The following is a 25,563-nucleotide window of genomic DNA, read 5'->3' on the forward strand; positions in this document are numbered from 1 at the left end:
AGGAAACTCTTCTTTTGATTTAAACTGAATTTTCAAAGATAATTATTTTTTAAACCACTTCACAAATCGTAAATTGTAAACTTTAAATTCAGAAGAATGAAAAATATAATGATGGCAGGGCTTGTTGGTTTGTTTTTGGTATTTCAAGGTTGCAAATCAACAAAATACGATGCTATGTTTGAAAACACCGAACCGAAATTAATTTCAGATCAGTTTAAATTTACCGAAGGTCCTGCAACCGACAAATCAGGAAACGTGTATTTTACCGATCAACCCAACGATAAAATCTATGTATGGGACTGGAAGACTGACAAAATCGAACTTTTTTCAGATAAAACAGGTCGCGCCAACGGAACTTACTTCGACGATAATGATCATTTAATAACCTGTTCGGATAACGAAGGTGAAATCTGGAAAATCGGTAAAGATAAATCAGTAGAAGTTTTATCCAAAGGTTTTGAAGGGAAGAGATTAAACGGTCCTAATGATCTCTGGCTCGATGGAAATGGCGGAATTTATTTCACAGATCCTCTGTACGAAAGAGATTATTGGGAGAACTTCAAAGTAGAAATTCCTGAGAAAAATCTGTATTACAGAAATAAAGATGGAAAAATTACAAAGCTTGAAACTTTCGTTCAGCCTAACGGAATTATCGGAAGTGTCAGCCAGAAAAAACTTTATGTCTCCGATATTGATGCCGGGAAAACGTATGTTTACGATATTTTAGGCGACGGAAAATTATCTGAAAAGAAATTATTCTGCGAAATGGGTTCTGACGGAATGACTCTGGACAAAGAAGGAAACCTTTACATCACTGGAGATGGCGTGACGGTTTTTAACAGCAAAGGCGAAAAAGTGCATCACATTAAAATTCCGGAAGACTGGACGGGAAATATAACATTTGGCGGCGAAAAAAATAATATTCTGTTTATTACCGCTTCAAAATCTGTGTACACTTTGCCGACTAAGACGTCTGCTATGAAATAAGTTAAGGTTAAGGTTAAGGTTAAGGTTAAGGTTAAGGTTGCGTTGCTCAGCCTTAACCTTTGCCTCAGCCTAATAAGCCACTTCCATTTTCACTTTCTTGCCTTTCAGTTTTTCAGTGCTCAGTTTTTTCAGCAATTCTCTCACTTTGGTTCTTGAAACCGCAACATATGACGTTGTATCTTTCACTTCAATCAGGCCTAAATCTTCTTTCTGCAGTTCCCCTTTTTTCAGTAAATACCCAACGATATCCACTTTATTCACTTTATCTTTTTTTCCGGCGCTAATGTAAACCGTCTGAAAAGGCGGATTGGCAGGAACTTTCGAAAATTCTTTCACCGATTCTTCAGGTGTATCTTTTCTGATGAAAGGAAACTTTTCTTCCTCTGTCATTACCAGATAAGCAAAACCTTTAGCGTTCATCCTCGCAGTACGGCCGTTTCGGTGAATGAATGCATCTTCTGTCGTGGGTAACTGATAATGAACAATCGATTCAACTTCAGGAACGTCTAAACCACGGGCAGCCAAATCGGTCGTGATCAAAACTCTCGCCGTATCATTTCTGAATTTCAGCAGGGCACGTTCTCTTTCATCCTGCTCCATACCGCCGTGGAAGGTTTCTCTGGCAATTCCTTTATCCAAAAGCAAATCTGCAATACGGTCAACGGTTTCTCTGTGATTACAAAAAATCAGCGTCCTTTTATTTCCGATTTTACAGATTAAGTGAAATAATGTATCAAGCTTTTCCTCTGAAATCGTCATTACTTTTCTTAACTGAATATCAGGTTTATTTTCACCCAATTTTAAGAAATCAATTGTCTTTTCATCTTTCAGACCAGTAAACTTCGGAATCTCATCCATCGAGGTTGCTGAAGTAAGGATTCTCTGATAAAGATTGTACATGTTTTCAATAATATATTCCATATCTTCATGAAAACCTAGCTCCAAAGCCTTATCGAATTCGTCTAAAACTAGATTTCTAATGGTTTTTACCTCAATATTATTATTTCTCAGGTGATATGCAACTCTACCGGGAGTTCCAATTAATACAGCAGGAGCTTCTTTTAGATTGTTCATTTCAATCTTTTTATCGTGACCGCCGTAGCAAACCGTCACCTTAAAATCGGTACCCATCGATTTAAATACCTGCTCAATCTGCAAAGCCAGTTCTCTGGCCGGAACCAGAATCACAGCCTGAATTCCAGTTGCTTCCTTCTTTAAATTTCTAAGAACCGGAAACAGAAAAGCCAGTGTTTTTCCGGAACCGGTAGGCGAAAGTAAAACAACATCGGTATTGTTTTCCGTAGTTTTGTATGTAGATTTCTGCATCTGATTCATATCCTGAATCTGCAGTTTTTTGTAAATAGATTCTAATTCCATTTTGCAAAGGTAGGGGATTTTGAGGGAAAGACTAAAATCACTTTTATATAGCAATTACAAAATACGTTTTCATTAAAAAACATACGTAGCTGTTATCTAATTTTCTGCAGCAGATAATTATCCATTTACAATACTATAACGCAACTATTTAATTTTAAAGCCGGCTGGTGCTTTTAATTTCCCTTTATCATACATATTTAAATATAAAGTTACAGTGTCTTTTTTGCCTTCATAAGTTACAGAGTACATGTCTAATAATCCGCCTCCAAACGGACTGTTTTTTGTTGAAAATGCACAACAACTTCCATTTCTGACAAATGATACTGCTTCACCGTTTGGGCCGGTTAGTGAATTTAAATACTTTCTTTCATTTGAAGGTCCATTAGTTGCTCCACCCACTTTAACTGGATTTTTTTCTGTGTATCCGTAAGTTTCGTCTGAAGACACATTATTATCTTTTTTTGAATCTACACTGTTCGTAGTTGCGCAGGAAAAAACTACTAAAGTTGTCAGTAAAATTGAGATGGTTTTTTTCATACTTAAAAGAGTTTAGTTATAGTTTTAAAATTAAATCACACTTTAATAGGTCATTAGGTTCATTTTAATAAACTAACCTATATATGACAAATTCGATTAATTAGGTCTTTCAAATATAAAAAAATCACATGATAACGAAATAAGAATCGTAATAAAATATATTTATAAAAAACATTCAACGCAAGTTTCTGTACATAATAATATGAAATAGGTGAGAAAGATTATCCAAATTCTTGTAGTCCTAAATTGTTTGTAACTTTGTTTAAATTCGGCACCAAAATCTAATCTTAACAACAATTCTCAAATTTCAAACTTCAAATAAAAACGTATGACTCCCGAGAAAAAACAACTCATGACCGACAGTTTCAACCGCTCAGAAACGTTGAAATTCTACAACGCCGAACTTTTGGAAGTAGAAACCGATTTTGTCTCTATTAAAATTCCTAAAATGGAAATGATGACCAGAAGTGCAGGAATGTTCAATGGTGCCATGATCGCTTCACTGGTAGATGTTTCCTCTGGTTATGCAGCAGTAAGTCATTATCCCGAAGATGCCTATGTTGTGACGGTTGAGCTGAAAGTAAATTACCTTCGTCCTGCGATTGGCGATGCTTTGGTTTCAAAAGCATACGTCGTAAAAGGTGGAAGTAAAATAAGCGTAATCAGAACAGAAATTTACACGGTAAACGAAGAACATTCTTCCGAAAGCTATGTCGCAACTTCATTAGTTACAATGATGAAGATTAAATAGTACTATGTTCTTTTTTCTTGAAATCAAAGATTCGACGAAGAACCAAACCCGAAGCTTCGGGACAAGACTTGGATCTCTCAGCTAAAATTTTTGAAAAACTCCTAAAATTTTCAAAACTCGGGCGGAAGGACATTAATATCATAAGCATTATTTTTGCAGCTATTCACAGAGTGGAAATTTTTAACGGAATTTTTCAAAAATTTCTTAACGCTTCGATTTCCTAAGTCATTTTGTGACTAATTTTACATAGTTTAAAACAGCATTTGTTATGAAAAAAAATTAATTTTAAAAATAAAAAACATGAACATTATCATCCGACTTTTCATCACAGCCATCGTAGCATTTGTACTTACAAAACTGCTTTCCGGCGTGCATTTCGACGGTTTTACAGGAGCTGTAATTTTTGCTGCCATTTTGGGCGTTTTAAATTTAATTTTAAAACCAATTTTAAAACTTTTCGGACTTCCGTTGACCATTATTACTTTAGGATTCTTCTCTTTGGTCATCAACGCAATCATTATTCTGATAGCTGATTACTTTATAGATTCCATGAAAGTTGATGGCTTTTGGTGGGCATTTATTTTCAGTATTTTACTGTCAGTTATTACATCATTAGCCAATTCAATGTTTGCAGATAAGAATTAAAAATTTTGACGGATACTTAATTACAAAGTATTAAATATAACAGACGATAAGCCTGCCAGCGTTTTAAACGCTGGCAGGCTTATTTAGTTAGTATCAAAAAAATAAAAGATTTTTCGGATCATTTTTTTCAAACCTTATATAAGCGCTAGCGGCTTAGTGAGACTAAAACACTTTTTTTAAATAAAAATTCTGCGTAAGCTGTGTTTAAAATACCAAAGCATAAATGAAAATGAGTTACAGGATCATACTATCGGAATTTAAACTAAACCCACAATTTCCTCGCTTAATTTTATTTTAAATATTAACTTTGGCATTCTTTGAAATTAATATGAATGGATGAATAAAAAATTCTGAAATTCTTTTAAAATGATTCTTTTATGAAATTAAAACACAGTCTGCTCGCTTTGGCAGCGCCACTTTTAATGAATGCACAACAAGCAATGACTCCTGAAATCCTCTGGACTATGAAAAAAGTGGGAGTACAGGCAGTGTCTCCCGATCAGTCATCACTGATTTATAAAGTCGGGCAGGTAGATTTAAAAACTGAAAAAACAAAAAGTGAAAACTACTTTCTGAACGTGATCAATAATCAGTCTTCTAAAATTGATTTAGGCAAAAAAGCATTAATTCAGTGGGATAAAAATGGACTGTACGCTCAGGACGGTGACAAAATTTTTCTTTCAAAAGACAGCGGAAAAACGTGGGCAGAATTTTACACCATCGGTGAAGTGGATAATATTGTTATTTCTCCTGATGGAAAAAAAATAGCGTTCAGCAAACAGGTTTTGGTTGAAAAAGTGATGGGGAAAGATAAATATGCTGATACGCCAAAGACAACGGCGCAGGTTTATACTGATTTGAACCACAGACACTGGGATTATTTCAATGAAGGAAAATACAATCATGTTTTTGTGGTTGAAACTTCTTCCAATATAGATTCTGCAAAAGATTTATTGGAGGGAAAAACCTGGGATTCTCCGCAGAGACCTTTTGGCGGAGTGGAAGATTTTGTGTTCAGCCCGGATTCCACCCAACTTTTATATGTTACGAAACCAAAGAGTGGTAAAGAGTATTCAACAAGCACCAACACGGATATTTTTGCATACAACTTAGCTTCAGGAACAACAAAAAATTTGACAGAAGGAATGATGGGTTACGATGTTAATCCGAAATTTTCTCCTGATGGAAAATGGCTATCATGGCAAAGTATGGAGCGTGAGGGCTACGAAGCCGATAAAAATGACATTGTTGTAATGGACTGGAAGTCTGGTGCTAAAAGTAATATGACGGGCAACTGGGACGAAAGCGTCACCGGAACATCTTTTTGGAGCAAAGATTCTAAAAACATTTATTTCAATGCAGCATTTCGCGGTACAGTTCAACTGTTTTCTGTAGATCTTAAAAATGCAAAGATTAATCAGATTACAAAAGGTGATTTCGACATTACAGATATTTTTGCAGACCAGAAAAATTCACTGTTGGTTTCAAAAACAGACATTAATCATTCAGCAGAACTCTATTCTGTCAATCTTAAAAATGGAGAATTAAAGCAGGTTACCGATGCGAACAAAGATACTTATGCAAAGTTAGCACAGGGGAAATCTGAACTGAAAATGGTGAAAACCACAGACGGAAAAGAAATGGGCGTGTGGTTTCATTATCCACCCAACTTCGATCCAAATAAAAAATATCCAACTTTGGTGTATTGTCAGGGCGGACCACAATCAGCATTAACTCAATTTTTCAGCACAAGATGGAATTTTGCATTAATGGCAGCCAACGGATACATCGTTGTTGCCCCAAACAGAAGAGGTATGCCGGGCTGGGGAACAAAATGGAATGAGGAAATCTCAAAAGACTGGGGCGGACAACCAATCAGAGATTATTTGGCGGCAACAGATTTTGCCAGAACTCTTCCTTACGTTGATGGCGAAAGAGTAGCGGCAGTGGGAGCGAGCTACGGTGGTTACAGCGTTTTTATGCTGGCCGGAGTTCACAACAACAGATTCAAAACTTTCATTGCTCACGACGGTTTGTTTGATATGAAATCATGGTACTTAACAACCGAAGAACTTTGGTTTGCCAACTGGGATTTAGGTTCTCCATGGGAAAAGCCTTTACCAAAAGCTTATACAGAATTTAATCCAAGTAATTTTGTAGATAAATGGAACAGGCCTATCATGATTTTCCAGGGCGGAATTGACTTCAGAGTTGGATATGAGCAAGGCCAGGAAGCTTTCCAAGCAGCAAAACTGAGAGGTCTGAAATCAAAATTTGTATATTTCCCGAACGAAAATCACTGGGTACTTCATCCGCAGAACGGTTTGGTTTGGCAGAGAGAATTTTTTGACTGGTTGAAAGAGACTTTGTAAGTTTAAATCAATCCTAAATAAAATGAATTTCAATTTCACAAATGGGATTTTATGAGATACAATCTTATAAATTTGATACTGTGAATGTTATTTGTCCAGTAATTGTTGTTATTAAAAAACCTTGTCCATTGGACAAGGTTTTTTATGAAATATAATTTTCCGATTAAGTGACTTAGGAAATCGCAGCGTTAAGAAAATTAAAAATCAATTCGTTAAAAAATTCCCACTGTTTGAGTGCGGCTATAATCTTCTTTAATAAATGAAGTTTAAATCCGCACGAGTTTGGGAATTTTAGGATTGATTTTTAATTTTTAGCGAAGAGTTCCAAGTCTTGAACTTTTGGTTCTTTTGTTTCAAGACAAAAGAACTATTTACCATCCTGCGCCCCAAAAACCTTCTGCAGAATACTCGTGGTTCTCATCACAGAATTATTTCTGATGCCGCTTTCTTTTTCCGCCACCATTTTAAAAACGCCGTTGATGGTTTCGTTGGTCACATATCCATTTAAATCTGTGGAAACGGCTTGTCCGGTAAGCGTATTGTATTTAGAAATCAAATTATTCCAGACTTTATCGGCGCCTACTTTTCCTAATGAAGCTTTTACTTTTGGCTGAAAAGCGGTGAATAATTGAGTTTGGGTTTTACTCTGTAAATAATTGGTTGCAGAATTGTCGCCTCCCAATAAAATGTTTTTAGCATCAGTAATCGTCATCGAGGTAATGGCCTTGGTGAAAATCGGAGCTGATTCAGTCACTGCATCTTCGGCAGCTCTGTTCAGTAATTTTACACCCTGATCTGCTAAACTTCCCAATCCGAATGCGCGGAGTTTGGTATCAATCACTCTTAATTTTTCGGGCATTAAAATTTTTACTGCTTCATTTTTCAGGAAACCATCCTGTACAGCGAGTTTTTTCACACCTTCAGTTACACCCAGATTTAAAGCTTCCTTTAAACCAGATGAGATTTGAGTTGAAGTCAGACTTCCCAAATTGACTGAAGAAGTATTTTTTATTGGAGTTTGCTGAGTAGTTGTAGGTGCAGTGGTTGTGTTGGTTTTAGGATTGTTTAAATCAACACCCGTTTGGTTTTTAACCGTAGATTTAATTATATCTAAAATCTGTGCCTGTGCAGAAACCGAAAATAATAATCCGGCTGCCAAAAGAAAAGTTTTTTTCATCATTTAATTTTATACAAAATTAGATGTTTCAAAGCTGAAATAGTTAAATGATAGACTGAATTTTTCAGAAAAGAATTATATTCGCTAAAATCTAAACTCAACCAGATGCAGCGTATTCTTTTGGCCTTTTCTTTATTGATTTCAATGTGTTTTTTTTCTCAAACCAAACTGAATTTAATTCCTTATCCCCAAAAAGTTGAGTTTCTAAAAGGAGAATTTGTTATTCCTGCATCATTTAATTTTAGTAATAATCTTCCTGTAAAAGAGACAGAATATTTAAAAAATAAATTAAAATTAAAATTCAGTAACGCAAAAAATTCGGATGCGCATCTGTTGTATTCTAGATTAGAAAATCAATCAAAACTCAATAATGAGGCTTATTCGATTGAAATTTCTTCCAAACAGATTCATATAAAGTCCTACACAGATCAGGGGTATTTTTTAGCTATTCAAACTCTGATTCAGTTATTTGAAACGCAGAAAAACGGAAGAATTCCTGTATTAAAAATTGAAGATTCTCCAAAATTCGCATGGCGAGGAATGCACCTCGACGTTTGCCGTCATTTTTTCACAGTAGAAGAAGTAAAACAGTACATCGATTATCTGGCAATGTACAAACTCAATACTTTTCACTGGCATTTAACCGACGATCAGGGTTGGAGAATTGAAATTAAAAAATATCCAAAACTGACTGAAATTGGTTCAAAACGTAAAGAATCCATGATTGGTGCTTACGTTGATGATACTTATGACGGCAAACCTTACGGACCCTATTTTTATACTCAGGAACAAATTAAAGATGTCGTAAAATACGCACAGGAAAGACACATCACGATTGTTCCTGAAATTGAAATGCCAGGCCACGCTCTTGCCGCACTTTCTGCGTATCCTGAACTGGCTTGTACAAAAGGACCTTTTGAATCAGCGACAAAATGGGGCGTTTTTGATGATGTTTTCTGTCCGAAAGACGAAACGTTTACTTTTTTGGAAAATGTTTTGGATGAGGTGATTCAGCTTTTTCCTTCGCAATATATTCACATCGGTGGTGACGAATGTCCGAAAACAAGATGGAAGGAATGTGCGCACTGTCAGGCATTAATTAAGAAAAATAATCTGAAAGATGAGCATGGACTGCAAAGTTATTTCATTCATAGAATTGAAAAGTACGTGAACTCAAAAGGCCGGAAAATCATCGGCTGGGATGAGATTCTGGAAGGTGGATTGGCGCCAAATGCGGCAGTAATGAGCTGGACAGGAATTAAGGGTGGAATTGAAGCCGCAAAAACAAATCATTTTGCCGTGATGACGCCCGGAGCATACTGTTATTTCGACCATTATCAGGGCGATCCGCAGACCGAACCGAATGCGTTCGGAGGTTTTACACCTTTGGATAAAGTGTATTCTTACAGTCCGATTCCTGCGGAGTTGAATTCTGAACAGTCGAAATATATTCTGGGAGTTCAGGCAAATTTATGGACGGAATATATTCTGGATTTCAAACAGGTTCAGTACATGATCTTTCCAAGATTATTCGCACTTTCAGAAGTGGGATGGGGAACTTCAAAACCGGAAAATTACAAGGAATTTGAAAACAGAGTGGTGGAGCATTTTAAAATTTTAGATAAAATGAACATCAACTATGCAAAAAGTATTTACAACATTTCAGGAAAGGTAATTCCCAATAGCAAAGGTGTTTCTTACGAACTTTCAACTTCACAAAATCCAGGCGGAATTAAATTTACGACAGATGGAAGTGAGCCAAAAGCAAATTCTTCAACCTACCAGAATCCGATTCCTGTATCAAAAGCGATGACTGTGAAATCTGCTTATTTTGAAAATGGTGAATTAAAATCTGCGGTTTCTTCTCAGAATTTTTCTACCTCAAAAACGACCGGAAAAAAAATCACTTTGGAACATCAGCCCAGCGAAAATTATTCTTTTGGCGGAGCTTTCACTTTAGTTGACGGAATTATCGGAAACGTAAAACAATTGGGAAAAACATGGCTTGGTTTTCAGGGAAAAGATGTGGTTGCGACAATTGATTTAGGCGAAAAAACAAACTTCTCAGAAGTTTACTTTAATACATTAGACAACAAAGGAAGCTGGATTCATCTGGCAAAATCAGCGACGGTTTCCATATCGGATGACGGCAAAACTTTCAAAATCATTAAAGAAATCGGAAAAGAAGAAATTCTTTCGGCAAAAGGAAAAATCAATCTGAAGGTCGGAAATCAACAGGCAAAATTTATTAAAATTAAAATAGAAAACGCAGGAATTATTCCCGCAGGAAATCCAGGAGCAGATTCAAAAGCATGGCTTTTCGTCGATGAAATCGGAGCGAAATAATTCAAGATTCAATATTTAAAATTTAATATTCAAGATTAACCTAAACCTAAACCTTAGCCTCAACCTATGAATTCACGAAGAAAATTTTTAAAAACCACAGGAATATTATCATCCGCATTGTTGCTCAATCCAATGGATTTAATTGCAAAAGAAGTTCCTGAAAATGAAAATACGTTGATCAGTAAACCCATCGTCCTTTCAACCTGGGATTTTGGTTTAAAAGCCAACGAAGAAGCGTGGAAAATTTTAGGAAAGGGAGGAAGAGCTTTGGATGCGGTTGAAAAAGGCGTGCGTCTGGTCGAAAATGACCCGAACGAAAGAAGCGTTGGCTACGGCGGCCGTCCTGACAGAGACGGAAGAGTAACTCTGGATGCTTGCATTATGGATGAAAATTACAACATTGGTTCGGTAGCGTGTCTGGAAAATATTAAAAATCCAATTTCTGTAGCGAGAATGGTAATGGAGAAGACACCTCACGTGATGTTGGTAGGTGATGGAGCGTTTCAGTTTGCCATTTCACAAGGTTTTAAAAAAGAAAATATTCTCACAGCAGAATCCGAAAAAGAGTGGAAAGAATGGCTGAAAGACAGCAAATATAAGCCGATTGTCAACATCGAAAATCACGATACGATTGGAATGATTGCTTTGGATGCTCAGGGAAATCTTTCCGGAGCCTGTACGACGAGCGGAATGGCTTTCAAAATGCACGGCAGAGTAGGTGATTCGCCGATTATCGGTGCAGGTCTGTTCGTTGATAATGAAGTTGGTGCTGCAACGGCAACCGGTCATGGCGAGGAAGTGATCAGGACAGTCGGAACTCATCTCGTTGTGGAGTTGATGCGACAGGGAAGAAATCCGCAACAGGCCTGTAAAGAAGCGGTTGAAAGAATTGTGAAAATTACTCAGCGAAGAAATAAAAATTTAAAAGATATTCAGGTGGGCTTTATTGCCATTAATAAAAAAGGGGAATACGGCTCATATTGCATTCAGGACGGATTTAATTTTGCCGTTTACGACCAGAAAGGAAACCGTCTGGAGAAACCTGAATTTGCTTTAAAGTAAGGAAAGAGCCAAGTAAAAAGTAAAAAGAGCCAGGTGAAAAGAGACAAGGAAAAAGTAAAAAGAGCCAAGTGCAAGATTCTAGTCATAAATCCCTAACCTCACACCTCAAACCTCGAATCCCGAATCCCGAATCCCGAACCTTGAATCCCGAATCTCAAATTTCAAACCTCAAATCTCAAATCAATCTATGTTTTTAGAAATCGCCACCTTCGATATCACATCCGCTGAAATAGCCTTAAATTCCATTGCCGACAGAATTGAATTCTGTGCCGACATCAATTCCGGAGGAATCACGCCCGACCTTGAAGAGTTAAGATATTTAAAAGAAAAATATTCAAAACCGATTCATGTGATGATCCGCCCAGTTGGAGGCGGTTTTATGTACAGCGATGGAGAATTTATTCGAATGCAGAGAGATATTATTGAATTTACAAAAGCGAAGGCTGATGGTTTTGTCTTTGGAATTTTAGATGAAAATCAGGAAATTGATTATGAGAAAAACAAACTTTTGGTCGATCTGGCCAACGGCAAACCTTGCGTTTTTCACCGTGCCATCGATCGAACTAAAAATATTTTCAAATCTTCGGAAAAACTGATTGAATTAGGGTTCAGAGAAATCCTCACTTCCGGCGGAGAAAATTCTGCCATGGAAGGAAAGGAAAATTTAAAAAAACTCATTGAGAACTGTGGCGATGATATTAAAATCTTAATCGGTGGCGGCGTCCGTTCAAATAATATTTCAGAACTGAAAAACGTAACGGGTGGGAAATATTTTCATTCTTCGGCGGTGCTGCCATATGAATCTTTTGCGAATGCTGAGGAGATTAAAAGATTGAAGGTTAATTTGTGAAATTAATCCAATTCTTTTGATTAAATATACATCGAATTTGTCATCCTGAAAGGATCTAAGCACAGATTAAGCATTAGCATATAGTGTAACTATTATCAATCTGAAAAATTAATTTTTATCGTTAAAACCGTTGAGATCCTTTCAGGATGACAAACTGTAGTTCTAAGTCTTATTTACAATCAAATTAAATGAACAAAACCATACTTTTTGCCTTATTTTTCATTCAAACATTCATCAGCGCCCAATTTTCAGAGCGTAATATTTCCGCAGAACAATGGCAGTTTAAAAATGCAAAAGATAATAAATGGCTGACCGCCACGGTCCCGGGAACCGTTCATTTAGATTTGATGGATCATAAAATAATTTCCGATCCGTATAAAGATGAGAATGAAAAAAAAGTGCAGTGGGTTGAAAATGAAGACTGGGATTATCAAACGGTTTTTAAAGTTTCAGATAAAGAATTAGAAAATCAAAATGCCGATTTGGTTTTTCATGGATTGGATACTTTTTCTGAAATTTATTTAAACGGAAAACTGCTGAAGAAAACAGACAACATGTTCAGAACATGGAAAATTCCGGTGAAAAATGATTTGAAAGTTGGAGATAATTCGTTGCAGATAAAATTTAAATCTTCAGTCAATGTCGGAAAAGAATTAGCCAAAAAAGTTCCGTTCACCATGCCGGAATCGCCACGAAGTTTTGTCAGAAAAGCCCAATATCAGTTTGGTTGGGATTGGGGACCAAGATTAGTCACTGCTGGAATCTGGAAAGATGTCAAACTGAATTTCTGGAATCATGCAAAACTTGAAAATATAAAAATAGAGCAGAATTCTTTAACAAAGCAAATAGCTGATTTAAATATTATTGCAGAAATTTTTGCAGAGAATGAAGGTAAATATAGTTTTACAACAGATAAAGCAAATCATGATATTGTTCTGAAAAAAGGTTTAAACAAAATTTCAGTTCCATTTAAAATTGAAAATCCACATTTTTGGCAACCGAACGGATGGGGAAAAGCAATGACTTATGTATTAAAATTTGCGCTGAAAAAGGATGCTCAAATTATTGATCAAAAAGATGAGACAATTGGTCTAAGAACTATAGAATTAATTCAGGAGAAAGATGAAAAAGGAAAATCTTTCTATTTTAAAGTCAATGGAAACCCGATGTACGCAAAGGGAACCAACTGGATTCCGTCTGACAGCTTTACACCTCGAATTACCAAAGAAAAATATCAGAAGCTCATCAAAGACTGCAAAGATGCCAACATGAATATGATCCGCGTTTGGGGCGGCGGAATTTATGAAGATGATGAATTTTACAAAGCCTGTGACGAAAACGGAATTCTCGTGTGGCAGGATTTTATGTTTGCCGGAAGTTTTTATCCGTCAGATGAAGATTTTTTAAATAATGTGAAAGAGGAAGTCAGAGATCAGGTCAACCGGCTTCAAAATCACCCGTCGATTGCCTTGTGGTGCGGAAATAATGAAATTGACGAAGCAATTGTCAACTGGGGATATCAGAAACAGTTCAAATATTCAAAAGAAGATTCGCTGCAGGTCTGGAAGGACTATAAAAAGGTTTTCCATGAGGTAATACCGAATGCTTTGAATGAAAATTTAACTTCAGAAAAAAATATCTACTGGCCGACTTCTCCATCGATCGGTTGGGGACACAAAGAAAGTTTAACCGAAGGCGATTCTCATTACTGGGGCGTTTGGTGGGGCGAATTTCCGTTTGAAATTTACAACGAAAAAGTACCGCGATTTGCCTCAGAGTACGGTTTTCAGGGAATGCCAAGTCTGGAGGCGGTGAAATCTATGTTTTCAGGAAAACCAGATTTAAGTTTAGAAAATCCAACCATCAAAGCACACGAAAAAAATGCCCGTGGTTTTCATATCATCAACGAATATATGAAGCGGGATTATGTGGTTCCGAAAGATTTTGTAAAATACAATTACGTTTCCCAGCTGCTTCAGGCCCGTGGAATGCAAATCGCAATTGAAGCCCACCGCCGCGCAAAACCTTGCAATATGGGAACTTTGTATTGGCAGCTCAACGATTGCTGGCCTGTCATCTCGTGGTCATCGATTGATTATTTGGGAAACTGGAAAGCACTCCATTATCAGATTAAAAGAAGCTTTGAAAATCAGGTGATTTTAACGGAAGAAAAAGACAATATTTTAAATTTTTATGGAATTAATGATGAATTGAAAAAGTTTGACGATGTTTTCATTGAAATTCAGGTGATTGATTTTAATGGTAAAACTGTGACTGAAACAGTGAATGTTCCCAACGGAAAAATCTTAAACGATATCGTGAAATTTGATCCGGTTAGAATTGAAAATTTAATTTCCAATTCAAATAAAAATGAAGTTTTTCTAAAAGTGATCATGAAGGATGTTACTGAAAAAATTATCTCTGAAAACATTCATTTTTTCGCAAAACCAAAAGATTTAAAACTCACAAAGCCTAATCTTAAAATCAAGAAAATTTCACCGACAGAAATTGAAATTTCAACCGATGTTATGTCGAAAGACGTTTATCTGATGGGAGAAACGCATTTCAGCGATAACTTTTTTGATTTACTGCCAAAAACTTCCAAAAGAATTAAACTTTCAAAACCTTTGGAAAAAGTAGAAGTAATGACTTTGTGGGATACGGTGAATTAATTAAACCATGATTGTTCAAAGGTCTTGCTATATCAGATTATTGAATTTATTTTAAGTAGTTTTTTTATTTGGGCAGCTGTATCCGCCCTCCGTTCCCGCTTTTTTTCTGTCATCGCGAACAACTTGTAGCGATTTTACCTGATTTTTTCATCGCAATGCCAGAAAAAAGAGCTCCACTCAGGTCGGGCTGCGAGCGATTCGACATTTTAACAGTATTCATTGTAACGAAGACTCATCCTTAACCTTAACCTTAACCTTAACCTTAACCTTAACCTTAACCTCACAAAAAATTGCACTTCTCTTCAGAAACAATTAATTTTACACATTAAACATTTCTCTTGCACTACGCCCAGATTATTTTACCGCTAAACCTTAAAGGATCTTTCACCTACAAAGTTCCGGAAGAAATTATTGAACAGATTCAATGCGGAATGCGTGTGCTCGTACCTTTTGGCGGAAAAAAAATCTATACGGGGATTGTTTTTGAACTTCATGATCAGGCACCTGAAAATTTCGTTGCAAAGGAAGTAATCAGTATTTTAGACAGCAAACCCATTGTTCCCGATGAACAGATAAAATTCTGGAACTGGCTTTCAGACTATTATCTGTGCAGTTTGGGCGAGATTTACCGTTTTGCATTTCCATCTTCTTTAAAACTGGAAAGTGAAACATATTTAAAATTAAAACCCAATGCGGTCATCAATTTTGAGATTCTGGATGTCAACGAAATGTATCTTATTCAGGCGCTTGAGGTCCGTCAGTTGATTAATCTCACTGATATTGAAGCATTTATTCCGAAGAAAGATATTATTAAAACCATCAATTCATTAATCGATCTTCAATACATTGAAATTGATGAAAAAGTTGCTGAGAAGTACAAAGCCAAAGAAGTTGCGTACGTAAAGATTAACGATGAGGTTCTTAAAAATGAAAGCCTCACAGGAATTCTTTTAGGTTTAACAAAAGCCAGAAAACAGAAAGAATTATTTCTTCACATTCTCGAAAAACAGACCGAAAATCCGAACCAGCCTCTGAAAAAATCAGATTTGTTTGAAGACGGTTATTTTTCGTCTTCTCATTTTAAAGCTTTGGCAGATAAAGGTTTTATTGAGGAATATTACAGGCAGAAAGACAGAATTGAAAGCTACAGCGGAGAAATTGAAGAGATCGAAGAACTTTCGGATATTCAAAAAGTTGCAAAAGAAGAAATCGATATCGCTTTTAAAGAAGGCAAAAATGTGTTGCTTCATGGCGTCACTTCTTCAGGGAAAACGCATATTTATTTAGAAAAAATTGAAGAATGCATTGCTGAGGGCAAAAATGTACTTTTTTTATTGCCGGAAATTTCTTTAACCAAACAGATTACACAGCGTTTAGAGAAAAAATACGGCAGCCAGCTTGGATTTTACCACCAGAAACTGACCGATTTTGAAAGGGTGGAAGTCTGGAAGAGAATCAGCCGTAATGATATAAAAATCCTGATAGGCACGCGGAATGCGCTGTTTTTGCCCTACGAAAATCTGGGTCTGATTATCGTTGACGAAGAGCACGATTCTGCTTACCGACAGAAAGATGTTTCGCCGTATTTCAATGCCAGAGATGTCTCTTTGGTGCTGGGAAATTTCTATGATGCCAATGTGATTTTAGGTTCGGCAACACCTTCGGTGGAAAGCTATTATTTAGGTCAGAAAGACCGTTTGAGATATGTTTTTTTAGATAAAAGATTTGGCGAAGTTGCCCTTCCCGTCTTTGAATTAATTAATTTTAAAGAAGCTCAGGATTCCAAACATGTCAACGGGAATTTTTCTTTCAGAATGCTGGAAGAACTTAAAAAAACAGTTGACGAAAACAATCAGGGCATCATTCTTCACAACCGCCGTGGTTACGCCAATGTAATTGAGTGTGAAAGTTGTGGTTACGTCAATTACTGCTCAAATTGTGACGTGGTGATGACCTATCACAAATCGGCCAACGAGATGAAGTGCCACTACTGCGGTCAGCGTGCTTCAAAACCAAAGGCCTGCCCGAAATGTTTTTCAGAAAATCTCAACGAAAGAGGCGTTGGTGTAGAGCAAATTCATGAGGAAGTTTCAAAATTATTTCCGGATAACGAAGTTGACCGCATGGATGTAGATTCGATGCGTAAAAAATTTGCCTACGAGAAACTCTACGAGAAAATTGAGGAAGGAGAAACCGACATCGTGGTCGGAACTCAGATGATTTCCAAGGGCTTGGACTTTGATCATATTGAACTGGTGGCTATTCCAAAAGCGGATTCTATGCTTTACGTTCAGGACTTCAGAGCGGAAGAACGTGCGTACCAGCTGATCACTCAGGTTTCGGGAAGAGCGGGTCGTGTTTCCGGGGAAGGAAAAATTTTAATTCAAACCTATAATCCGGATCATTCTGTTTTTCAGTTGATTAAAATGAATGATCCTGCGAAAACATATGACTATTTTTTAAAGGAAAGAAAGAAATTTCATTATCCGCCGTACACCAAAATGATTATGCTGCAGCTCAGCCATAGAAAAGAAGACAAAATTACAAGAGCTTCACAGTTTATGGGCTCGGTTCTCCGAAAATACTTGCCTGAAGAATGCGTTTTAGGCCCTGAAAAATCACCGGTTTTTAAAATTAATAATATGTTTCAGTTTCAGATTCTGATCAAACTTCCGAGAGGAAATAAATATGCTTCGTTTAAAAAGTTAGTTTTAAAAAGCATCGAAGAGTTTGATGAGATCACGGCCTATCAGAGCGTCAAAAAACACGTATTAATAGACTTTTAACAAAGTTTAACATATTTTAATTCGTTTTATCAGTGGCTAATGTGCTGATTTCTAACAATAATTTCTACATTTGATCGTTGGTAATATGTTTGACTGTGATGTTTAGGTTTAACTTTTATATCGCAGCTCAATCATAAATACAGACAAAAAAGAAAAAAATTGATAGTAAATTTCAGAAAATACATTTCAGGTATTACGGTATTGGCCTCAGGTTTATTCCTCGCTCAGACTACCGTTTCTACAGTTCTTTTCAATTCCAATTCAGAAAGTCAGAAATCTTTTAACCTTCCGTCGCCGGTTGCGATGATAGAGAAGACAATTCTGTCTCCAAAAGAACTTGTAGATATCAATGTAAACACAATGATGGCTGATCCCGTGCTGAAAAATGCAACCTGGGGATTTGTAATCTATGATCCGAAAACCAAAAAAGTGATTTCATCTTATAATGAAAACACGCCTTTGGTACCTGCTTCTACAACAAAATTGCTCACTACAGAAACCGCTTTAAGCCTTTTAGGTGAAAACTACCGTTGGATGACTCAACTTGAATATTCAGGAAATGTTGATGAAAATGGAGTTTTGAATGGTAATCTTTATATAGTTGGCAGTGGCGACCCGTCTTTGGGAACCAATAAAGCCGGTGCTTGGTCTTATAAAGAGATTATTACAGATTTCACGGAAGGACTTTCCAGAGAAGGTATTAAAAAGGTAAATGGTGATATTGTCATTCAGACAGCGCTTTTCAAAGGTAACATTACGAGACTTCCGGAAAATGTTGTGTGGTTGGAAAACAATAATTACTATCTTCCTGCCGGTACTACCAAGGAAATCAATCCGATGAATGAGAAGCTGATCGTTAAAAAGAATACAACCATCAGCAACGACAAAAAATATTTTTACGTTTCGCCATATACCAATCAGATGGTATATGCTGAAAAATACGACGGCGATGGTATCTTAACAACGAAACTGCCTGATGCACCTGCTTTTCTTGCCAACTCTTTCAGAGCAAGTCTTGTGAAAAGCGGTCTTGCAGTTACCGGAAAAGTACAGACCAAAACTACCGACGCTCAGCCGGAAATCAGAAAGACGGTAAGTATGTATAAATCTCCTACTTTAGCCGATATCGTTTATTACACCAATCAGAGAAGTGATAATTCACTTGCTGAAGCTTTGTTGAAGACAGTTGGTTACTTTAAAAAAGGAAATCAGACTCCGGAAGCAGGCAGGGAAACGGTAACTGAACATTTAAAGGATGCTGCTTTTGACCTTGAAGGCTTGACTTATATGGATGGAAGCGGTCTTTCCAGAAGCAATAAGGTAACCCCAATTTCTCAGGTAAAATATCTGACCTCTTTGATGGGAACAAAATATTATCAGACCTATTTCAATTCTCTTCCAATCGGTGGACAGTCGGGAACCTTAAAAAGAATGTTTCTTGAAACAGGAAACGGACAGGTTTTTGCCAAAACAGGAACTTTAAATAAAGTTAAAGCTCTGGCAGGTTATATTAAAACTAACTCCGGCAAAACTTTGGTTTTCTCTTTATTGGTTAATAATTATGCTGGCTCTGTAGATATGGTAAAGAAAAGAATGGAGCAGTTGATCGAACCAACATTAGATTTGTAAAAAATTTAATTTAGATAAACTTTGAAACCTTTTAATCTCAGATTAAGAGGTTTTTTTTATCTTTGATGCAATATAATTATTGATTTAATGAAAAAAATATATATTCTTTTCCTGGTGAGTTTTACATTTCAAATATTTTCCGCTCAAGACCAAAATATAGATATGAAAGGATTGAGAAGTAAAGAAATGAAATCGTACGCAGCTAAAATGAATGCGGGTAATACCAATCCCAATACACTCAATTACGATTTGCAATATCAACGGATGGATTTGTCTCTAAATCCGGCAGTATACAACGTTTCCGGTTCGGTAACTTCTCATTTTAAGCCCAATCAGGCAATGAGCAGTATTTATTTTGATCTTTCCAATACGCTTACCGTATCGTCGGTTCAGTATCATGGTGTAAATCTTACTTTTCAGCAGCTGGCAACAAAGGAAGTGAAAATTGATTTTCAAAACCCAATCTCTGCTAATGTTCTGGATTCACTTACCATTAATTATAGTGGTGCTCCGTCAACAGCACTCAATGCCTTTTCTACAGGCACACAGGCGGGAACTGCAGTAATGGCAACTTTGAGTGAGCCATATGGAGCTCAGGACTGGTTTCCAACAAAACAAAGTTTGAATGATAAAATCGAAAGATTTGATATTAAAATAACAGCTCCATCTCAATACAATGTAGCCTCAAACGGCAAACTCATGTCTGAAACTACACTTGCAGGAAGTCTTAAACGAACATTTTGGAGAACGCAATATCCTACAGCAGCCTATCTGATCGCAATTTCAATCACAAACTTTACCAAACTTACCGATACGATGGGAACACCTCCGTTTCCGTTTATCAATTACGTGTATCCGTCAACGGCTGCCGACGTCGGAAGTATGGCTAATATTGCATGGACTAAAGAGGTGATGAATACTTTCGAGACCTATTTCGGACTATATCCTTTCCGAAACGAAAAATATGGTCACATGCAGTTCATGTATGGCGGTGGAATGGAACACCAAACGATGTCGTCAATGGGAGGTTGGGATCGGGGCTTAATTGCCCACGAGCTTGCTCACCAATGGTTTGGCGATAAAGTTACCTGTGGAGCATGGAATGATATCTGGCTGAATGAAGGTTTTGCAACTTTCGGTCAGCATCTCGCTTATGAAAAACTGATCATGACCAATGCACAGTTTATGACCTATCTTATCGGCGAGCGGGATTACATCACAGGTCAGCCTGGTGGAAGTGTTTACGTTGCTGATGCCAATCTTGGAAGTGTTGGAACCATTTTCAGCGGAAGATTGTCTTATTCTAAAGGTGCTTACGTTCTTCGAATGATGAAGTGGATTTTGGGCGAAACTGCTTTTTACAATATGATAAAAGACTATCATGCAAGACCTAATCTCGCCTATAATTATGCGGTTACTTCAGATTTTAAAAATTCTGCTTTGACTTCAACAGGTACAGATTTTACAGGTTTTTTCAATGACTGGATTTACGGACAGGGTTACCCAACCTACGATATCCGTTGGAAACAGACCGGAAATACTTTAACTTTTAAAGCGGCGCAAACTCAAAGTCACGCATCTGTAAGTTTCTTCGAAATGCCTTTGCCAATTAAGGTCAACGGAACCGGCGGTCAGGTTGCATATTTTGCTTTGAACAATACGGCCAACAACCAGTATTTTACTGAAACAGTTTCTTTTCCAGTTGCAAGTGTTCAGTTTAATTATGAATATCAGATTTTAGAAAAAAATTCTACAGTAGCTCAGGATGCCACTTTAGGGATTGAAGAAATTGATCTGGAAAATTTCGGATTATATCCAAATCCTGCTAAGAATGAAATTTATCTGAAAGGCGTGAAAAAGTCCACAGATTTTAAGATTTATTCTGCTGATGCCCGTTTGGTGAAAAGTGGTGTTTATAATCCTGCAAAACCCATTAATATTTCAAATCTGTCTCCCGGCATTTATCTCTTACAGATCCATGAGCGCAATTTAAAATTTGTAAAAGAATAATATTGAAATCTGCTTTTAAGAGCAGATTTTTTTGTTTAAAACTTTACCTTAGAGAAAATGTTTAATTGAAATTCAATTTTAGCAATGTTTTGCATATAAGTTTGGTAAATTGTTAATTATTTGGCAGAAATTTTGATGCGATTTTATATTATCAGATGATATTATGAAAATTAATTATTTTATAAATCCCTTAATGAATTATTATTATGAAACATTTATTCTCAGATCCGGAATTTAGTTTTAATCAAATTGTTTTTGAACACCGTAATAAAGAGTACGGAGCTTACGATTTAAGAACAGAATCCAATAGAATCTTAGCAAAATCTTTGTTTTTAAGTTTGGCTGTGATTGCAGGAATTTCTTTGACAGCTTATGTAATATCTCCAAAAGGAGATTCTATTACAGAAACTGAATATACACCTGTTATTTTAGATCCGATCTATGAGATACCGGACAAAAAGCCAGAACCTGAAATAAAAAAGCAGGAACCTCAGGCAGTAAAACCTGCTGCTCAGGATATTAAAACATACGATAACCGTGAGCTTAATCCGACAAGAAATGCGGATGATTCAAAGATTCCAACTAAAAAACCTGATGATGCTGTTGCCGGAACTGTAAATAATCCTGATGGTGCCGTGACGACTCAAAATCAGCCAACAACCATTACACCGGATAATGGCACTGGAAATTTACCAATTAAAGATCCTGTAATCATTAAACCATCTGGTGATGGAGTTGTAGGTACAAATGAATTATCAGTCGCTGCCAATTATGTAGGAGGTATAGATCTTTTCAGAAATAAAGTAATTGATAAATTTGACACTGCAGATTTTGAAAACGAAGGATTACTTTCCACAACGGTAACATTTATCGTAGAAAAAGACGGAACAATCTCCGGTCTTAAAGCGGATGGCAAAAATGCAGATTTCAATAAGGAGGCAATCCGTACAATTATGAGTATAAAGGGAAAATGGACCCCAGGAAAAGATAAATTCGGTCAGGCAGTGAGAAGCTATTTTAAGTTTCCGGTAAAAATGAAATTTGATCAGTAAATTTTAAACAATAAATTTCAATACTTATCCACAAAGATTTTTTTTTGTGGATAATTTTTTTTTAGCTTAAAATGTTTGTTAACAATACTTTAACTCAATTTTGATTTTATCCGTTCGCGCAAAGCAGAGAAAATTGTGTATTTTTGAGCCTTAAAGTTCTAATAATGGGTAAAATCATAGGGATCGCCAATCAAAAGGGAGGCGTTGGAAAAACAACTACCGCTGTAAATCTTGCAGCTGCACTGGGTGTTTTGGAAAAGAAAATCTTAATTATCGACGCCGATCCGCAGGCCAATGCTACGTCTGGTCTCGGGGTTGATGATGTGCAGTATTCTACCTATAACTTGTTGGAACACAGTGTCGATACAAGAACATGCATCAAGCAGACTTCCACGCCGAATCTTGATATTGTACCTTCCCATATTGATCTGGTAGCAGCCGAAATCGAGCTTGTAGACAAGGTTAACAGAGAATATATGATGAAAAAAGCACTGCAGAGTGTGAAAGATGATTACGATTACATCATTATTGACTGTGCACCCAGTTTAGGTTTGATTACTGTAAATGCACTTACTGCCGCAGATTCTGTTATTATTCCAATTCAGTGTGAATATTTTGCTTTGGAAGGTTTAGGAAAACTATTGAATACTATTAAAAATGTTCAGAAAATCCACAATAAAGATCTTGATATTGAGGGATTGTTGCTTACAATGTACGACAGCCGTCTGAGACTTTCAAATCAAGTGGTGGAAGAAGTAAATTCTCACTTCCCGGAAATGGTTTTTGAAACAATCATCAGCAGAAATGTGAGATTAAGTGAGGCACCAAGTTTTGGAGAAAGTATTTTAAATTACGACGCAGAAAGCAAAGGTGCAATTCAGTACATTCAATTGGCTGAAGAAGTATTATTAAAGAACGAAAAATTAGTAAAAAACTAAATTGATTTTGATTCATTTGAGTCAACAGTCAATAATCATTTATAAAAAATGAAAGACAGAAAAAGAGCAATGGGTAGAGGGCTAGGCGCAATTTTGAGTGCTGAGTCCAAAGCGACAATCAACTCTGCAACTGACGAAGGTGCAGACAAATTTGTAGGGAATATTGTAGAGGTCGCTCTTGAAGATATCTACCCGAATCCTACCCAGCCAAGAACTTATTTTGACGAAAAAGCTTTAAACGAACTTGCGCAGTCGATCACGAATTTAGGGGTTATTCAGCCTGTAACTTTGAGAAAAGACGGTGAAAAGTTTGAAATTATCTCTGGTGAAAGACGTTTCCGTGCAAGTAAAATCGCGGGTCTTACTTCGATTCCGGCTTATATCCGTTTGGTAAACGATCAGGAGCTTTTGGAAATGGCTTTGGTTGAAAATATTCAGCGTGAAGATCTTGATGCGATCGAAATTGCATTGACCTATGAAAGGCTGATGGATGAAATTGGTCTTACTCAGGAAAATCTGAGCCAGAGAGTTGGGAAAGACAGAAGTACGATTACCAATTCGATCAGACTGTTAAGATTAAGTCCGGATATTCAGAATGCGATCAGAAGCGGCGAAATTTCTGCAGGTCACGGCCGTGCCATCATCAGTCTTGAAACTGAGGAGCATCAGCAGATTTTGTTTGATTTAATTATCAAGGAAAAACTGAATGTGAGACAGACCGAGCAGGCTGCTTCAGCGATTAAAAACCCAAAAACTCCAGCCGCTAAAAGAGCTAAGGCAGAGCTTTCGAATAATTATAAAAGAGCTCAGAAAACCATTTCCGATATTTTGGATGTAAAAGTAGAAATTAAAACTACCGGAACAGGAAAAAAAGGGAAAATAGTTCTTGACTTTAAAAATGAAGATGAGCTTGAGTATATTTTGTCTCATATTAAATAAATGAAAAAAGTATTTTTAGCCTTTTTTATATTCATTTTCAGTCTGAGTTTTGCTCAGATTGTAACTCCAACAGATTCTCTGCGTCTCGATCATTATGCGAAAGACAGTATTCCTGCTGCGAAGCCGAAAAATGCTGCCAATGTGGTGTCGGAAATTGAAAAAGTAAATGCTCCGGCAAAAAAGAATGCCGTTAAAAAGCTGAATCCTACAAAAGCAGGTCTGTACTCAGCCGTTTTGCCGGGACTTGGACAGGTTTACAATAAAAAATACTGGAAAGTACCTATTGTTTTAGGTGCTGTAGGAACCGGTGCAGGAATTGCCATCTGGAATCAAAATCAGTATTTGAAATACAGAGAATATTTTATCGCAAAACTGAACGGAACACCCAATGAATTTGTCGATGAAAGACCTTATCTTGATGCTATAGCTTTAGGAAATGCACAGGATAGAATTAAAAGACAAAGGGATTATGCAATAGCCATCACAGGGTTAATTTACATTCTGAACATCGTAGACGCCGTGGTTGACGCGCATCTGTACGAAGGTAGAAAAGATCCGGATCTTACAATTGCTCCGGCAGTTATTTACGATGACTTCCGTACACAGCCACCGAAAACAGGTTTGGCTTTAAATTTTAGATTTTAAACAAAACAATACCTGATCGCCATTGAAATCGTTGGTTTCATTTGGCGATTTGATATTTTAAAAATAATAAACTTCAGACATGAAAATAGCATTAGTTGGATATGGTAAGATGGGAAAAATAATTGAGGAGATTTCTCAGAAGAGAGGTCATGAGATTGTAGCCCGTTTAAAGGAAACGCCAACTGCTGAAAACCTCAATAACCCTGATGTTGTAATCGAGTTTTCTGTTCCCGAAGCGGCTTTCAGCAATATTAAAGCCTGTCTTGAAAACAAAATTCCAGTAATATGCGGAACTACCGGATGGCTCGGAAAGAGGGAGGAGATCGACAGAATTGCTAATGAAAATGAAACTGCGTTTTTATATGGGTCAAATTTCAGTTTAGGTGTAAATTTATTTTTTGCTTTAAATGAGAAATTAGCAGATTTGATGAAGAATGTTGATGAATACAATTGTCAGTTAGAAGAAATTCATCATATTCACAAAAAAGATGCTCCAAGCGGAACGGCTATTTCTATTGCGGAAGGAATTTTCAAAAATAATCCAAAATTTGATGCCTGGAAACTGGAGGAGACTAAAGATAATCAATTGGGTATTTTTGCAATTCGTGAAGATGAAGTTCCGGGAACACACAGCGTTTTTTACAGAAGTGAAGTGGATGAAATTGAAATTAAACATACCGCATTCAACAGAAATGGTTTTGCACATGGAGCTGTAGTCGCTGCAGAATTTATTAAAGATAAACAGGGAATTTTTACAATGAATGATGTTTTAGGACTTTAATTCTGTA

At 36.7% G+C, this 25,563-nt stretch carries 19 protein-coding genes; 16 read left to right on the forward strand and 3 right to left on the reverse strand.

Annotated elements, in window-relative coordinates; genetic code table 11:
* The first annotated feature begins 96 nt into the window (after positions 1–96).
* Positions 97–987, forward strand: a complete 891-nt coding sequence (locus IC610_RS10060; protein ID WP_191736733.1) for an SMP-30/gluconolactonase/LRE family protein — start codon at positions 97–99, stop codon at positions 985–987.
* Positions 988–1,056: 69 nt separating this feature from the next.
* Here IC610_RS10060 and IC610_RS10065 read toward each other — a convergent pair whose 3' ends face one another.
* The gene (locus IC610_RS10065; RefSeq protein WP_191736734.1) at positions 1,057–2,364 is read right to left on the reverse strand and encodes a DEAD/DEAH box helicase; all 1,308 of its coding nucleotides are present in this window, start codon (positions 2,362–2,364) and stop codon (positions 1,057–1,059) included.
* 144 nt (positions 2,365–2,508) lie between these two features.
* On the reverse strand, positions 2,509–2,901 hold the full coding sequence (locus IC610_RS10070) for a 2-dehydro-3-deoxyphosphooctonate aldolase (RefSeq protein ID WP_194698910.1): 393 nt from the start codon (positions 2,899–2,901) through the stop codon (positions 2,509–2,511).
* A gap of 328 nt (positions 2,902–3,229) precedes the next feature.
* Here IC610_RS10070 and IC610_RS10075 point away from each other — a divergent pair, with 328 nt between their 5' ends.
* The 3 genes from IC610_RS10075 (at position 3,230) to IC610_RS10085 (ending at position 6,669) form a co-directional block, all read left to right on the forward strand.
* On the forward strand, positions 3,230–3,652 hold the full coding sequence (locus IC610_RS10075) for a PaaI family thioesterase (RefSeq protein WP_191736735.1): 423 nt from the start codon (positions 3,230–3,232) through the stop codon (positions 3,650–3,652).
* A 300-nt stretch (positions 3,653–3,952) separates the two neighbouring features.
* Positions 3,953–4,297: a phage holin family protein gene (locus tag IC610_RS10080; RefSeq protein WP_191736736.1), complete on the forward strand. Its 345-nt coding sequence runs from the start codon at positions 3,953–3,955 to the stop codon at positions 4,295–4,297.
* Between the two features lie 377 nt (positions 4,298–4,674).
* Entirely contained in the window at positions 4,675–6,669 is a 1,995-nt protein-coding gene (locus tag IC610_RS10085; protein WP_191736737.1) for a S9 family peptidase, read from the forward strand.
* A 367-nt stretch (positions 6,670–7,036) separates the two neighbouring features.
* On the opposite strand, the gene IC610_RS10090 is transcribed toward IC610_RS10085, so the two are convergent.
* Positions 7,037–7,846 carry a DUF4197 domain-containing protein gene (locus IC610_RS10090; RefSeq protein ID WP_228462898.1) on the reverse strand — a complete coding sequence of 270 codons (810 nt, stop codon included), beginning with the start codon at positions 7,844–7,846 and terminating at the stop codon, positions 7,037–7,039.
* 105 nt (positions 7,847–7,951) lie between these two features.
* Between IC610_RS10090 and IC610_RS10095 the strand changes: the two genes are divergently transcribed.
* From IC610_RS10095 to dapB, 12 genes are all read left to right on the forward strand, one after another.
* On the forward strand, positions 7,952–10,192 hold the full coding sequence (locus IC610_RS10095; protein ID WP_191736739.1) for a glycoside hydrolase family 20 protein: 2,241 nt from the start codon (positions 7,952–7,954) through the stop codon (positions 10,190–10,192).
* A gap of 66 nt (positions 10,193–10,258) precedes the next feature.
* A complete protein-coding gene (locus IC610_RS10100; RefSeq protein WP_191736740.1) occupies positions 10,259–11,254 on the forward strand; it encodes an isoaspartyl peptidase/L-asparaginase family protein in 996 nt (331 codons plus the stop codon).
* 187 nt (positions 11,255–11,441) lie between these two features.
* Positions 11,442–12,104 carry a copper homeostasis protein CutC gene (locus tag IC610_RS10105; RefSeq protein ID WP_191736741.1) on the forward strand — a complete coding sequence of 221 codons (663 nt, stop codon included), beginning with the start codon at positions 11,442–11,444 and terminating at the stop codon, positions 12,102–12,104.
* Between the two features lie 188 nt (positions 12,105–12,292).
* The gene (locus tag IC610_RS10110; RefSeq protein WP_191736742.1) at positions 12,293–14,776 is read left to right on the forward strand and encodes a beta-mannosidase; all 2,484 of its coding nucleotides are present in this window, start codon (positions 12,293–12,295) and stop codon (positions 14,774–14,776) included.
* 338 nt (positions 14,777–15,114) lie between these two features.
* A complete protein-coding gene (priA, locus tag IC610_RS10115) occupies positions 15,115–17,562 on the forward strand; it encodes a replication restart helicase PriA (RefSeq protein WP_191736743.1) in 2,448 nt (815 codons plus the stop codon).
* A gap of 162 nt (positions 17,563–17,724) precedes the next feature.
* Positions 17,725–19,191 carry a D-alanyl-D-alanine carboxypeptidase/D-alanyl-D-alanine endopeptidase gene (gene dacB, locus IC610_RS10120; RefSeq protein WP_191736833.1) on the forward strand — a complete coding sequence of 489 codons (1,467 nt, stop codon included), beginning with the start codon at positions 17,725–17,727 and terminating at the stop codon, positions 19,189–19,191.
* A 162-nt stretch (positions 19,192–19,353) separates the two neighbouring features.
* Positions 19,354–21,201, forward strand: coding sequence for a M1 family metallopeptidase (locus IC610_RS10125; RefSeq protein WP_228462899.1), 1,848 nt, complete (start codon positions 19,354–19,356; stop codon positions 21,199–21,201).
* Positions 21,202–21,407: 206 nt separating this feature from the next.
* Complete coding sequence (locus tag IC610_RS10130; protein WP_191736745.1) at positions 21,408–22,253, forward strand: energy transducer TonB; 846 nt, start codon at positions 21,408–21,410, stop codon at positions 22,251–22,253.
* A gap of 164 nt (positions 22,254–22,417) precedes the next feature.
* The gene (locus IC610_RS10135) at positions 22,418–23,191 is read left to right on the forward strand and encodes a ParA family protein (protein ID WP_056077229.1); all 774 of its coding nucleotides are present in this window, start codon (positions 22,418–22,420) and stop codon (positions 23,189–23,191) included.
* Between the two features lie 48 nt (positions 23,192–23,239).
* Positions 23,240–24,130, forward strand: coding sequence for a ParB/RepB/Spo0J family partition protein (locus IC610_RS10140; protein ID WP_191736746.1), 891 nt, complete (start codon positions 23,240–23,242; stop codon positions 24,128–24,130).
* Positions 24,131–24,775 carry a DUF5683 domain-containing protein gene (locus IC610_RS10145; RefSeq protein ID WP_056077233.1) on the forward strand — a complete coding sequence of 215 codons (645 nt, stop codon included), beginning with the start codon at positions 24,131–24,133 and terminating at the stop codon, positions 24,773–24,775. It abuts the gene before it with no gap.
* Positions 24,776–24,854: 79 nt separating this feature from the next.
* Complete coding sequence (dapB, locus tag IC610_RS10150) at positions 24,855–25,556, forward strand: 4-hydroxy-tetrahydrodipicolinate reductase (RefSeq protein WP_191736747.1); 702 nt, start codon at positions 24,855–24,857, stop codon at positions 25,554–25,556.
* The last annotated feature ends 7 nt before the right edge of the window (positions 25,557–25,563 follow it).

The sequence above is a fragment of the Chryseobacterium caseinilyticum genome, from assembly GCF_014837145.1.
Lineage (GTDB): Bacteria > Bacteroidota > Bacteroidia > Flavobacteriales > Weeksellaceae > Chryseobacterium > Chryseobacterium caseinilyticum.